Consider the following 13,752-nt stretch of genomic DNA (forward strand, 5'->3'; position numbering starts at 1 on the left):
GCCTGCTCGCGAAGCGGTGTATCAGCCAACATCTATAGCGCCTGACACGCCCTCTTCGCGAGCAGGCTCGCTCCCACAGGGAATTGCGTGAATCAGACGTCCGGGGTTTGTTCAGCCAGGGCCACCGCGCGGAACATCGCGCGGCGTTTGTTCAGGGTTTCTTCCCATTCCAGCGCCGGCACCGAATCGGCGACGATGCCGCCACCGGCCTGCACGTGCAGCTCGCCGTTCTTGATCACGGCGGTGCGAATCGCAATCGCGGTGTCCATGTTGCCGTTCCACGCGAAGTAACCGACCGCGCCGCCATACACGCCACGCTTGACAGGCTCCAGCTCGTCGATGATTTCCATCGCACGAATCTTCGGCGCACCGGACAGGGTGCCCGCCGGCAGAATCGCTCGTAGAGCGTCCATCGCCGTCAGGCCTTCCTTCAGCTGACCGGTAACGTTGGACACGATGTGCATCACGTTGGAATAACGCTCGATGACCATTTTTTCGGTGAGTTTCACCGAACCTATTTCCGAGACGCGCCCCGTATCGTTACGACCCAGATCGATCAACATCAAGTGCTCGGCGATCTCTTTGTCATCCGACAGCAAGTCTACTTCCAGCGCCAGATCCGCTTCTTCAGTAGCCCCGCGTGGGCGAGTACCGGCAATCGGGCGCACGGTAATCAGGTTGTCTTCGACCCGCACCAACACTTCCGGCGAACTGCCGACGACATGGAAGTCGCCGAAGTTGAAGAAGTACATGTACGGCGTCGGGTTAAAGCAACGCAGTGCGCGGTACAGGTCAATCGGTGCAGCCTTGAAGTCGATCGACATACGCTGCGACGGCACGACCTGCATGCAATCACCGGCAAGGATGTATTCCTTGATGGTGTCGACGGCTTTTTCGTAATCGTTCTGGGTGAAACTGGAGCGGAACACCGGGTCGGCCGACTGCTGCTTGCTGAAGTCCAGACCACGACGAGGCGTGATCGGCTGGCGCAGTTGCTCAAGCAATTGCTGCAAACGCGCCTGACCTTGCTCGTAGGCATCGGCCTGCGCCGGGTCAGCCAGCACGATCGCGTGCATTTTGCCGGCAAGGTTGTCGAACACGACGACCGCATCGGAGACCATCAGCAGGATGTCCGGCACGCCCAGTGGGTCCGGGTTCGGGCATTTGCCCAGACGTTTCTCGACGTAACGCACGCAGTCGTAACCGAAATAACCTACCAGACCACCGTTGAAACGCGGCAGACCGGCGATGGTCGGCACGTTGTAGCGGGCCTTGAAGGTTTCGACGAAGGCCAGTGGGTCTTCGACGTCGTGGCTTTCGGTCTCGACGCCATCGACGGTGATGCTGACGTGATGGTCGTGCACCCGCAGCACAGTGCGACACGGCAGGCCGATGATCGAGTAACGGCCCCATTTCTCGCCGCCCTGCACCGATTCGAGCAGGTAGGAGTTGGGCTGGTCGGCCAGTTTCAGGTAGATCGACAGCGGCGTGTCGAAGTCGGCCAGGGTTTCGCAGGCCAACGGGATGCGGTTGTAGCCGTCAGCGGCCAAGCGCAGGAATTCTTCGCGGATCATAGGGTGCCTCGTGGTGTGAGGTGTCATCAGTCAGGTGTGCAAACGCGCCGGCAGGCCGGCCAGAAAAAAGTCAGGCGCGCCAACGCCAGCGGGCCAGGGCCTTGATGACTTTCATCCAGAGTTTGCGGGTGACCACCACGATGGCGTTTCCAGAAGGGGGTTGAACAGCGTCGGGCAACGTTATCCCACCGGCCAGATCCAGGCAACCGGGAATTAGCTTGCGCAGATCGTCAATCACCAGCGCCGGGGATTCCTCGGCAATCGGTCGGCCATGGTTGTAACCGTAGCTGAGCGCCACACACTTGACCCCCGCCGCCTTCGCCGCCAGCACATCACTGCGCGAGTCGCCGACGAACAGCGATTGCGAGGCCGGGATATTGGCCATTTTCATCACGAAGAACAGCGCCGCCGGATCAGGTTTCTGCTGCGGCAGGGTATCGCCGCCGATGATCCACTTGAAGTAGCGGCCGATCTTCATCTGATCCAGCAACGGCGCGACGAAGCGCTCCGGTTTGTTGGTGATCAACGCCATGGCCACGCCCTGCTTTTGCAGCCATTTGAGGGTGTCGCGCACACCGGGATAAACCACGGTCAGTTCATGGCTGGCGCCGTAGGCTTGCATGAACACTTCCAGCGCGTGTTCGGCCTCGACGTCATCCACCGCCGAATGATCGATGCCGCCGGCCAGCGCCCGACGCACCAATACCGGCGCGCCGTTGCCAACCCACTCGCGCACCGAATCGATGCCCGCCGGCTGGCGGCCAAGGCTGAGCAGCATCGTGTCCACCGCTGCCGCCAGGTCGGGAACCGAGTCGATCAACGTGCCATCCAGATCGAACATCACCAACCGTGGCAGTTTGCCCGGGAACAGCTGCTCAAAACCGCTCATGGGCGAGTCAGCGCCAGTTCGGAGCGCATCTTGTCGATGACTTCCTGATAGTTCGGCGCGTTGAAGATCGCCGAGCCGGCGACAAAGGTGTCGGCGCCAGCAGCAGCGATTTCACGGATGTTGTTGACGTTGACGCCGCCATCGATTTCCAGACGGATGTCACGGCCCGACGCATCAATGATCGCCCGTGCTTCGCGCAGTTTGTCGAGGGTGCCGGGAATGAACTTCTGCCCGCCGAAACCCGGGTTGACGCTCATCAGCAAGACCATGTCGACTTTGTCGATCACGTATTTGAGAACGTCCAGCGGGGTCGCCGGGTTGAACACCAGACCGGATTTGCAGCCGCCTTCACGGATCAGCTGCAGCGAGCGATCGACGTGCAGCGTGGCTTCCGGGTGGAAGGTGATGTAAGTCGCGCCGGCCTCGATGAAGTCGCCAACGATGCGATCCACCGGGCTGACCATCAGATGCGCGTCGATTGGCGCGGTAACGCCGTACTTGCGCAGTGCCGCGCACACCATCGGGCCGATAGTCAGGTTGGGCACGTAGTGGTTGTCCATGACATCGAAGTGGACGAAGTCGGCACCAGCGGCCAGAACATTGTCTACTTCTTCGCCGAGGCGGGCGAAGTCGGCAGAGAGAATCGACGGAGCAATTACGAAGGGCTGCATGACGCACCTTTTCTGAGCTAAATCACGATGGCGCGCATTGTATACCTCAAGTTTCCGCGCGCGCACCGTGACTGCGATGATTGGGTTGTGCCATGACCGCTAGTCGCCGACGGATCAGTACGCCGCGCGGTAGATCTTCTCGATATCCACGGCGCTGAGCTTGCGCGGGTTGTTGCGCATCAGACGCTCGATGCCTGCGGCTTCCACGGCCATGGCCGGGATCGCGTCTTCCGGCACACCGAAACTGCGCAGCCCCGGGGGAATTTCCACCGCCGCGCACAAATCGGTCATGGCCTGCACGGCTTTGTCCGCTGCTTCAGTGGCGCTCAGATGCGCCGTTTTCACCCCCATGGCTTCGGCAATATCCTGCATGCGCTCGACGCAGGCCATCTTGTTCCAGGTCATGACATACGGCAGCAACAAGGCGTTACTGACGCCGTGGGCAATGTTGAATCGCCCACCCAGCGGATACGCCAACGCATGCACCGCACCGACCCCGGCATTGCCGAATGCCATGCCGGCCATCAGGCTCGCGGTGGCCATGTCTTCGCGCGCTTGCAGATTGGCGCCGTTGGCGTAGGCCTTGGGCAAGGCATTGGCGATCAGTTTGATTGCGCCAATGGCGAGGGAGTCGGTAATCGGTGAGGCATTCACCGACAGATAGGATTCGATGGCGTGCACCAGCGCATCGACGCCACTGGCTGCAGTAACGCTGCGGGGGCAAGTCAGGGTCATTTGCGGACTGACCAGCGCGACATCCGGTAACAGATAGTCGCTGACGATGCCCTTCTTCAGTTGCGCGACCTTGTCCGAAAGAATGGCGACGTTGGTCACTTCCGAGCCCGTGCCGGCGGTGGTGGGGATGGCGATCAGCGGCGGGCCTTTACGCGGCACCTGGTCGACGCCGAACAGATCCTCCAGCGCGCCGTGGTAACCGGCATACGCCGCCACACTTTTGGCGATGTCGATGGCACTGCCGCCGCCGAGGCCAATCAAGCCGTCATGCCCGCCTTCGCGGTACACGCGCATGCAATCTTCGACGATGGCGATTTCCGGGTCCGGCAGTACACGGTCGAAAATCTCGTACTCGCGCCCGCCCAATTGGCACAGCGCCAGCTCGACGGTACCGGACTTGACCAGCGCGGCGTCGGTGACGATCAGCGGATTATCGATATCGAGGCGAGTGAGTTCGGCCGCCAGTTGCTCGATGGCTCCGGCGCCGGTGATCAGTTTGTGAGCGATTTTGAACTGGGAAAGACTCATCGTGCGCAGCCTCTTATAGATGTGGGAGCTGGGCACAAGATTAGCTGGGGATTTGGGGTTGTCTGCTATTCAGGATGTGAATGACCCAAACATCTGAACACAACACAAATCAAAATGTGGGAGCGAGCCTGCTCGCGAATACGGTGTCTGGTTCAACTGATATGCCAGCTGACACACCGCTTTCGCGAGCAGGCTCGCTCCCACAGGGGGAATAGCGCGGATCCTTAAACCTGTGCGGTACGCAGTTTCTCACTCCGCCCACGCAACCATTCCAGGGTCAGCAGCAGGATGACCGAGAAGGCGATGAGCAACGTGGCTGCAGCGGCAATCGTCGGGCTGAGGTTCTCGCGAATCCCGCTAAACATCTGCCGAGGCAAAGTAGCCTGTTCAGGCCCCGCGAGAAACAGCGTCACCACCACTTCATCAAACGACGTCGCAAAAGCAAACAGCGCGCCGGAAATCACCCCCGGTGCAATCAGCGGCAGGGTCACGCGACGGAATGCCGTCAACGGCGAAGCGCCAAGGCTCGCGGCGGCACGCACCAGGTTATGGTTAAACCCCTGCAACGTCGCCGAAACCGTGATGATCACAAATGGCACACCCAGCACCGCATGCACCACGATCAGAGAAAAGAAGCTGTTGCCCAGGCCCAGCGGCGCGAAGAACAGATAACTCGCCACGCCGATGATCACCACCGGCACGACCATCGGCGAAATCACCAGCGCCATCACCAGCGCCTTGCCGGGGAAGTCGCCACGGGTCAGGCCGATGGCCGCCAGCGTACCGAAGATCATCGCCAGCACGGTCGCGGCCGGGGCGACGATGATGCTGTTCTTCAGGGCGCGCATCCACTCGGCCGAAGCGAAGAAGTCCTGATACCACTGCAGCGAGAAACCCTGCAGCGGGTACACCAGAAAACTGCCCGAGTTGAACGAGAGCGGAATGATCACCAGCACCGGCAGAATCAGGAACAACAGAATCAAGCCGCAGAGGATCCGCAAGCTGTAGAACCACACCCGTTCGATGGGCGACATGTAAGGACTCAGCATTTCAAACTCCCCTTAGCTCAGGCGCAGGCGACTGGCGCCCACCAGCCAGCTGTAGATCAGATAAAGCACCACGGTCGCCAGCAGCAACAAGCCGCCCAGCGCAGTGGCCATGCCCCAGTTGATGCTGGTGTTGGTGTAGAACGCGACGAAGTAGCTGACCATTTGATCGTTCGGGCTGCCGAGCAGCGCCGGGGTGATGTAGTAGCCGATGGCGAGGATGAACACCAACAGGCAGCCGGCGCCGACGCCTGCATACGTCTGCGGGAAGTACACCCGCCAGAAACTCGCGAACGGGTGGCAGCCAAGGGAAATCGCGGCGCGCATGTAGGTTGGCGAGATGCCTTTCATCACGCTGTAGATCGGCAGGATCATGAACGGCAGCAGAATGTGCACCATCGAGATGTACACGCCGGTGCGGTTGAACACCAGTTCCAGCGGCTTATCGATGATGCCCATCGCCATCAGCCCGCTGTTGATGAGGCCGCCCGATTGCAGCAACACAATCCACGCCGCCACTCGCACCAGAATCGAAGTCCAGAATGGCAGCAACACCAGAATCATCAGCAGGTTGCTCTGACGCGACGGCAGGTTCGCCAGCAAGTATGCCAACGGATACGCCAGCACCAGGCAAATCACAGTGATGACCAGACCCATCCAGAAGGTACGGGCGAAGATGTCGAGGTAGATCGCCTGGTCCGGGGTGGCCGGGGCGATTTCGCCGAGGTCGTCGATACGGTGATCGACTGACGCCAGCAAGTAATACGGGGTGATGCTACTGGTGTTGCGCTTGACCGCTTGCCAGTAGGCCGGATCGCCCCAGCGTTCATCGAGGGCTTCGAGCGCTTCTTTATAAGAGGCCGGTTCGCTGGCGAATGGCAACGCCCGGGCAGTTTTGGTCAGCAGGCTGCGATAGCCGGCCAACTCCATGTTCAAGCGCTTGGACAAATCGCCCAAGGTCTGGTTTTTTCGCGCCTCGGCGAGGTCTTCACTCGCCGCTTTATAGACGGGTTCAGCGGGTAGGCCACGGCCGTCCCAACTGGCGATGGCCGCCACGGTGCGCGGCAGGCCGCCGACCACTTCCGGGTTACCGACGCTTTTGTAGAGCAGCGCCACGATCGGCACCAGAAACACCAGCAGCAGGAAAATCACCAGCGGCGCAATCAGCGCCTGCGCTTTCCAGCGGTTGACCCGCTCGGCGCGCTTGAGCTTCTGCTTCAAGGTGGGGCTGGCGCCCTCGTTCAGGGGAACGGCGATGGCCATGACGTACTCCGCAAATCTTTGATCGTTACAGAGGTGGCGAACCACCTCTGTTGTGTTGGAACACAGCTACCTGTGGGAGCGAGCCTGCTCGCGAAGAGGCCATCACATTCAACATCTATGCTGGCCGATCTACCGCTTTCGCGAGCAGGCTCGCTCCCACAGGGGTAGGCAAGCCCACCATCACCAGGCCTTGCTTATTTCGCCGCCCAGGAATTGAAGCGCTGTTCCAGTTGCTCGCCGTTGTCAGCCCAGAAGCTGACGTCGATCTGCACCTGGTTGGCGATGTTTTCCGGCGTGGTCGGCATGTCTTTCAGGACGTCCTTGGCCAGCAGCGGCACGGCTTGAGTGTTGGCCGGGCCGTAGGCGATGTTTTCCGAGTAGGTCTTCTGCTGCTGCGGCTGTACCGAGAAGGCGATGAATTTCTTCGCCGCTTCCGCACGCTTGGCGTCCAGACCTTTCGGGATGGCCCATGCGTCGAAGTCGTAGATGCCGCCGTTCCACACCACTTTCAGGTTGGATTCTTTCTGCACCGCAGCAATCCGACCGTTGTAGGCCGAGCTCATGACCACGTCACCGGAAGCGAGATATTGCGGCGGCTGCGCGCCGGCCTCCCACCACTGGATGCTTGGCTTCAGCTCATCGAGTTTCTTGAACGCGCGATCCTGACCGCCCTTGCTGGCCAGTTCCTTGTAGACGTCTTTCGGCGCCACGCCGTCGGCCATCAAGGCGAACTCGAGAGTGTACTTGGCACCTTTGCGCAGGCCACGCTTGCCCGGGAATTTCTTGGTGTCCCAGAAATCGACCCAACTGGTTGGCGCGGCTTTCAGCTTGTCGGCGTTGTACGCGAGCACGGTGGACCATACGAAGAAACCTACGCCGCACGGCTGGATCGCGCCTTTGACGTAGTCTTCGGTCTTGCCGAACAGCGCAGGATCCAGTGGCTCGAACATGTCTTCGTCGCAGCCACGGGACAGTTCTGGCGACTCAACTTCCACCAGATCCCACGACACGCTTTTGGTGTCGACCATGGCTTTGACCTTGGCCATTTCACCGTTGTACTCGCCAGCAACGATCTTGCCGTTGCCCGCCGCTTCCCACGGTGCATAGAAGGCTTTGACTTGCGCAGCCTTGTTCGCCCCGCCAAACGACACCACGGTCAAATCCGGGCCAGCAGCCATTGCGCTTGCCGCACCCATCAGGCCCAGGGTAAGGGCGGTGAACTTCAGGGATCTCAACATTTATTGTTCTCTCCACGTGCAGGGTTGGTGTTGGTATTGCCGGGGCGATCAGTTCGCCTCTAAAAGAGGATCAAGCGCGCGAACGTGCTCGACCTGCCAGCCAAGCGGAACCACGTCGCCGACGCTGAGCCCTGGATCGAGCTCGGCAATCGGTTGTTTCACGAAGAAGTCGGTCTTGCCGCAGACTTCCAGGCGCACCCGGACGTGGTCGCCCAGATAGATGAATTCCGCCACCCTCCCTGAGAAGCGGTTAACGCATTGATCACTCGAACCGTTGAGGCTGACGCGTTCCGGACGGATCGAAAGGGTCACCGGCTCGCCGGTCTGGCCGACGTTTACCGCCAGCGCCTCGACCTTCTCGCCACGACCCAACTCGACCACGCAGCGCTCGCCGTTCTGGCTGAGCAACCGGCCGTTGAGGCGGTTGTTCTCACCGATGAAGTTGGCGACGAAGGTGTTTTTCGGTTCTTCGTAGAGGCTGCGCGGCGGCGCAATCTGCTGGATTTCGCCCTGATGGAACACGGCCACGCGGTCGGACATGGTCAGTGCTTCGCCCTGATCGTGGGTCACGTAGACCACGGTCACGCCGAGGCGCTGATGCAGGTGTTTGATTTCCATCTGCATGTGTTCACGCAGTTGTTTGTCGAGGGCGCCGAGGGGTTCGTCCATCAGCACCAGTTGCGGTTCGAACACCAACGCGCGGGCCAGCGCCACACGTTGCTGCTGGCCGCCGGACAACTGCGCCGGATAACGCTGGGCGAAGGCATCGAGCTGGACCATGCTCAGGACTTTTTTCACCTTGTCGCTGACGTCGCTCTTGTTCAGCCCGCGCACGCTCAACGGGAACGCGAGGTTTTCGGCCACGGTCATGTGCGGGAACAAGGCATAGTTCTGGAACACCATGCCGATGTCGCGCTTGTGCGGCGGCACGTTGTTGATCGAGCGACCGGCCAGCAGAATTTCACCGGCGGTCGGGGTTTCGAAACCGGCGAGCATCATCAGGCTGGTGGTCTTGCCGGAACCGGACGGCCCGAGCAGGGTGAGGAATTCGCCTTTGCGAATGTCCAGGTTGAGGTCTTTGACGATCAGGTTCTCGCCGTCGTAGCTTTTCTGCACTCCACGAAAGCTGACCAGTACATCACTGGCTCCTGCGCTTGTATCGACCTGGCTCATACCCACACCTTTGTTGTTGATGACTGCTTGTGTATCCAGCCTAGTGGCTGGCGGCAGCCACGCAAATCGGGGCGCAGGAGAGAATCGCCTCAGCCGTATGGAAGGTTGGGGGTAGGGATCGCCCTACAAGGATGGCGCGCATTGGCAAGCGAGCCAAGAGCGACAAGCTGCGAGCCGCAAGAACCAGCAAAAGCGGCTGTCGCTAACAGATATGCCCACACACCCCCCTGGTAGGAGCTGCCGAAGGCTGCGATCTTTTGATCTTGTTTTTTAAGATCAAGATCAAAAGATCGCAGCCTTCGGCAGCTCCTACAGAGGATCGCGTTCAGGTCAGAGAAGTTTGTGTTCCATCGCGTACTTCACCAGTTCCGCCAGTGAAGTGATATTGAGCTTCTGCATCAGCCGCGCCTTGTGCGTGCTGATGGTTTTACTGCTCAGGGCCAGTTGCTGGGCGATGTCGTTGACGTTGGCGCCCTGGGCCAGGCGCTCGAACACCGAGAACTCGCGTTCGGACAACAGCGAATGCAACGGCCGCGAATCCGTCAGGCCGACTTCAAAGACCATGCGGTCAGCCAGATCCGGATCGATATAACGCCCGCCCGCCGCAACTTTACGAATGGCAGTGAGCAGCAGCGCCGGATCACTGTCCTTGGTCGCGTAACCCGCGGCGCCGATCTTTAGCGCACGTGCGGCCATTTGCGCTTCGTCGTGCATCGACAGCACCAGAATCGCTGGCGGATTATTCAGCGCGCGGATTCGCGGTATCGCTTCCAGTCCGTTGACCCCGGGCATGGAGATGTCGAGCAAGACCACTTCGCACGGCACATGGCGCAGGGTTTCGAGCAATTGTTCGCCATTGCTCGCCTCCCCCACCACCAGCAGATCCTTGGCCAGGCCGATCAATTGCTTGATGCCTTCGCGGACGATGGTGTGGTCTTCGGCTACCAGTACTCGGATCACGTTCTTCTCCACTTCAAAATTCACGAGCAGGCTCGCTCCCTCAGGGAAATGCATTCCAACGTAGGAGCGCGCCTGCTCGCGAAGAGGCCAGCATCAACACCACTCAACCATCAGGCTTCATCCACCGGCACCCACACCATCAGACTGGTGCCTTCCCCCGGCTCACTTTCAAGCGCAAACCGCCCGCCCATGATCAGCACCCGCTCACGTATGCCTACCAAACCAAACGAAGTCGGCCGACCAGCAGCGGCGACAAATCCTACGCCATCATCGCTGACTGTCAGACACAATTCGTCGCCTGCCAGCACCAGCGTCAGTTCCACAGTATGCGCCTGGGCATGACGCATCACATTGGTCAGCGCCTCTTGCAGGATCCGGAACAAACCAATCGCCTTGGCATCACTGAGCGGTGGCAGATTGTCCGGTACCTGCACCAGGCACGGAATCTGCGTCCGCGCTTCGAATCTTCGCGCCTGCCACTCGATTGCCGAGGCAATCCCGGCATCGAGAATCGGCGGCCGCAACGCGGTCGCCACATCGCGCACCAGCTGAAACAGCTGGGCGATCAGGCGTTTCATGCTGTTCAGCCGCTCGTGCAGACCCGGATCGAGTTGCGCGTAGGCCAATTCGCACATCGATGTCTCCAGCTTCAGCACCGTGAGCATTTGCCCCAACTCGTCGTGTACCTCGCGGGCGATCCGCGCCTTCTCTTCCTCGCGCACGCTTTCAAGGTGCGCCGACAGTTCGCGCAGTTGCTCGCGCGATGACGCCAGTTCCAGCTCGATGCGCTTGCTCTCGGTGATGTCCCAGACAATGCCGTCCCAGACATAAGCGCCATCTTCAAGCTGTCGGGTGATCGCCTTGATTTCGGCCCAACGCTGCACCCCTTGGCGCGTGAGGATTCGCCCCTGCCACGACCAGTCGCTATCGGTGTCCAGCGCCTGATCCTGGGTCTGGTGATAACTGGCCTTGTCGTCCGGATGCACCAGACTGCGCAGGCCCATGTCACGGTGAGCGATGGCCGCAGGGGCATAACCGACCAGACTTTCGCTGCCCTCGGATATATAGGCAAAGTCGATTTGCCCGGTGACCGGCGCCCGCTCCAGACGGAACACCAGCCCCGGCACGTTGGCGGCGATGCCTTGCAGTCGCGCCTCGCTTTCCTGCAACGCGGCCAGTGCACGACGACGGTCGGTGACGTCGGTGAGGTAAACGACCAGATATTCGCTGTCACGAAAGCGCAAGAAACTCAGCGACACGTCCGCTGGCAAAACACTGCCATCCGCGCGCACGCAACTGGTTTCGAAACTCTGCGGCCCTTCTTCACTGGCTCGCGCGCGTTTCCACAGGTTGAGCCAACGGTCCATGTGCAGGCCCGGTTCGAAGTCGATCAACGGCCGTTCGATCAGCCCACCCGAGGGGTAACCGAGCATGTTTTCTGCAGCCCGATTGGCGTACCGCACGTGGCTGTCCCAGTTGACCCAAAGAATGCCGACGGTGCTTTGATCGATGGAAAACTGCGTCAGCCGCAAGGCTTCTTCGCTGGCTGCGCGCAGGGCAATGTCTTCGCGGGCGGCGAGCAGACGCTGTTCGAGACTGCGCTGCTGACGCCGCTGCCAGAACACAATCGCCATGCAACTGAGCAACATGACGGCGAACAACAGACTGAGGTTCTGCCAAAACCCAGGCGAGTCCGACAACCTCGGATACTTGGGTTGCAGCCATTGATTGTGCAGGCGTTCCAGATCCTTGGCCGGGATCGCACGCAATGCGCTCTGGACGATACCCGCCAGCTGCGGCCAATCGCGCCGCGAAGCCACGCGCAGCAGTTGCGGCAGACCGATGTCGCCAACCACCACCAGTTCGGCGAACTCCGGTTCCACTGACAGCCGACCGAGCTGCGCTTCATCGACCACCGCGTAAGAGGCCTGCTGACTCAACAACAGCTGCAACGCCTGACGCTCCAGCGGCACGCCTTGCAGGTTCAGATGCGGATAGTTGCCGCGCAAATAGTCGGCAGTAGTACTCGGCATGCGCACGGCGACGCGGGTCTGGCCGTCGAGCTTTTCCAGATCCACCACGCCGCTGGCCTTCTGATCGCTGACCACCAGTTGCGGCACGCGCATGTACGGATCGGAAAACTGCCACAGGCGCAGCGCACTGGGTGTCTGGGTCAGCCCTGGGGCGATATCGACTTCGCCATCGCGCACCGCCGCTTCCAATTGCGCCAGATCCTGAAAATTGCGCCAGCTCAGCTCAACATTGAGTGCCTGGGCGAGCAACTTCATCAGTTCGACATTGGCCCCGGACAACCGCTGCAAGCGTCGGTCGTATTGCGCGTACGGTGCCTGCAACACCAGGCCGACGCGCAATTCGTTGTGCTGCGCGAGCCATTGCTGCTCACTCGCCGACAATTGCGCAACGTGCGCCGGTGGCGCAGGCGCCGCCCAGCCCATCAAGGGAAACCACAAACAGCCGATAACCCACAGGCAGTGAAATCGCTTCATTGAAGTCTCTTGAACTGACAAATTCTGACCAACCCATTAGGCTGCCGGGATACTTTCTGGCCTGGAATAACCGATGTCCTCTGTTTACCGCCTGGCAATGCCAGCATTGTGCCTGTCGCTGATCCTGCCTTGTGCGTTTTCCGTCAACGCCGCCGATCCGGCCCCGGCCGCTGCAGCGGAAAAACCCGCTGAAGAAAAACCGGCCGAACGTCAGCCACTGCTTGAGCGTAGTCAGGAAGAAGCTGCAGCACTTGAACGTAAAGTGCCGGCGCAAGAACAGCAACAGTTGCAGGCGGCCAGCGAGACCTTCCTGGCCCTGTGGAAACCGGCCAACACCGCCGATCCCAAAGGCGCAGTGATTATCGTCCCGGGCGCGGGCGAGACCGCTGACTGGCCTCAAGCAATCGGCCCTTTGCGGCAGAAGTTGCCGAACGCCGAGTGGAGCAGCCTGAGTATTACCCTGCCCGATCTGCAAAGCGATGCGGTCGCGCCGCGGGTAGTCGAAGCCGCAGCGGCGCCGAAAGCGCCGGAAACTGGCAGTAAGGATGCCACCACGGCGCAACCCATCGAACAGGCCGCAGGCGGTGAAGCGGAAGTCGCCGATCAAGTGGTGGCCGAGACGACTGAAGAACAGTCCAAAGCCGATGCCGAACGGATCTTCGCGCGGATCGACGCAGCCATTGCCTACGCCGAACAGCAGAGCGCGCGAAGCATCGTTGTGCTCGGCCACGGCACCGGCGCCTATTGGGCAGCGCGTTACCTGAGCGAGCGGCAGACAGCGCAGGTGGAGAAATTCGTCATGGTCGACGCGCAGGCACCGGCCAAGGCCAAACCGCCACTGGCGGAACTGACGCCAACGCTGAAGCTGCCGACGGCGGATATCTTCTATATGGATAAACCACTGGATCGCCATGCGGCGTTGGAGCGTATGCAAGCGAGCAAGCGTTTGAAGACCCCGGCATTCAGCCAGGTGGCGCTGAGGGCATTGCCGGATAACAAGGCCGAGCAGGAACAGTTGTTCCGTCGGGTGCGCGGCTGGTTGAATCCGCAGACTCCGGACTGACCAAAGCAAAAGCAAAAGATCGCAGCCTTCGGCAGCTCCTACAGGGTGTACATCAATCCCATGTAGGAGCTGCCGAAGGCTCGGGCCGCGATCGGACGATCTTTT

At 60.6% G+C, this 13,752-nt stretch carries 11 protein-coding genes; 1 reads left to right on the forward strand and 10 read right to left on the reverse strand.

Features of this window, described 5'->3' with window-relative positions; genetic code table 11:
- Nucleotides 1-92: 92 nt before the first annotated feature.
- From trpE to AB4P97_RS20810, 10 genes are all read right to left on the reverse strand, one after another.
- A complete protein-coding gene (gene trpE / locus AB4P97_RS20765) occupies nt 93-1,574 on the reverse strand; it encodes an anthranilate synthase component I (RefSeq protein ID WP_042561369.1) in 1,482 nt (493 codons plus the stop codon).
- A gap of 70 nt (nt 1,575-1,644) precedes the next feature.
- On the reverse strand, nt 1,645-2,463 hold the full coding sequence (locus tag AB4P97_RS20770; protein WP_042561370.1) for a phosphoglycolate phosphatase: 819 nt from the start codon (nt 2,461-2,463) through the stop codon (nt 1,645-1,647).
- The gene (gene rpe / locus AB4P97_RS20775; protein WP_042561371.1) at nt 2,460-3,134 is read right to left on the reverse strand and encodes a ribulose-phosphate 3-epimerase; all 675 of its coding nucleotides are present in this window, start codon (nt 3,132-3,134) and stop codon (nt 2,460-2,462) included. Before rpe ends, AB4P97_RS20770 begins: the two co-directional genes overlap by 4 nt.
- Nucleotides 3,135-3,248: 114 nt before the next feature.
- The gene (locus AB4P97_RS20780; RefSeq protein WP_395597993.1) at nt 3,249-4,397 is read right to left on the reverse strand and encodes an iron-containing alcohol dehydrogenase; all 1,149 of its coding nucleotides are present in this window, start codon (nt 4,395-4,397) and stop codon (nt 3,249-3,251) included.
- A gap of 224 nt (nt 4,398-4,621) precedes the next feature.
- A complete protein-coding gene (locus AB4P97_RS20785; protein WP_042561373.1) occupies nt 4,622-5,446 on the reverse strand; it encodes an ABC transporter permease in 825 nt (274 codons plus the stop codon).
- A 12-nt stretch (nt 5,447-5,458) separates the two neighbouring features.
- Nucleotides 5,459-6,706, reverse strand: a complete 1,248-nt coding sequence (locus tag AB4P97_RS20790) for an ABC transporter permease (protein ID WP_042561374.1) — start codon at nt 6,704-6,706, stop codon at nt 5,459-5,461.
- Between the two features lie 194 nt (nt 6,707-6,900).
- Entirely contained in the window at nt 6,901-7,944 is a 1,044-nt protein-coding gene (locus AB4P97_RS20795) for an ABC transporter substrate-binding protein (RefSeq protein ID WP_395601548.1), read from the reverse strand.
- Nucleotides 7,945-7,992: 48 nt separating this feature from the next.
- Nucleotides 7,993-9,117 carry an ABC transporter ATP-binding protein gene (locus AB4P97_RS20800; RefSeq protein ID WP_042561376.1) on the reverse strand — a complete coding sequence of 375 codons (1,125 nt, stop codon included), beginning with the start codon at nt 9,115-9,117 and terminating at the stop codon, nt 7,993-7,995.
- 330 nt (nt 9,118-9,447) lie between these two features.
- On the reverse strand, nt 9,448-10,077 hold the full coding sequence (locus AB4P97_RS20805) for a response regulator transcription factor (protein ID WP_008147212.1): 630 nt from the start codon (nt 10,075-10,077) through the stop codon (nt 9,448-9,450).
- A 110-nt stretch (nt 10,078-10,187) separates the two neighbouring features.
- Nucleotides 10,188-12,584 (reverse strand): PAS domain S-box protein, encoded by a 2,397-nt coding sequence (locus tag AB4P97_RS20810; RefSeq protein WP_395601549.1) that lies wholly within the window; start codon nt 12,582-12,584, stop codon nt 10,188-10,190.
- Nucleotides 12,585-12,657: 73 nt separating this feature from the next.
- Between AB4P97_RS20810 and AB4P97_RS20815 the strand changes: the two genes are divergently transcribed.
- Nucleotides 12,658-13,647, forward strand: a complete 990-nt coding sequence (locus AB4P97_RS20815; RefSeq protein ID WP_395601550.1) for an alpha/beta hydrolase family protein — start codon at nt 12,658-12,660, stop codon at nt 13,645-13,647.
- Nucleotides 13,648-13,752 lie beyond the last annotated feature (105 nt).

It is taken from the genome of Pseudomonas sp. A1230 (assembly GCF_044218825.1).
GTDB classification, from domain to species: Bacteria; Pseudomonadota; Gammaproteobacteria; order Pseudomonadales; family Pseudomonadaceae; genus Aquipseudomonas; species Aquipseudomonas iridis.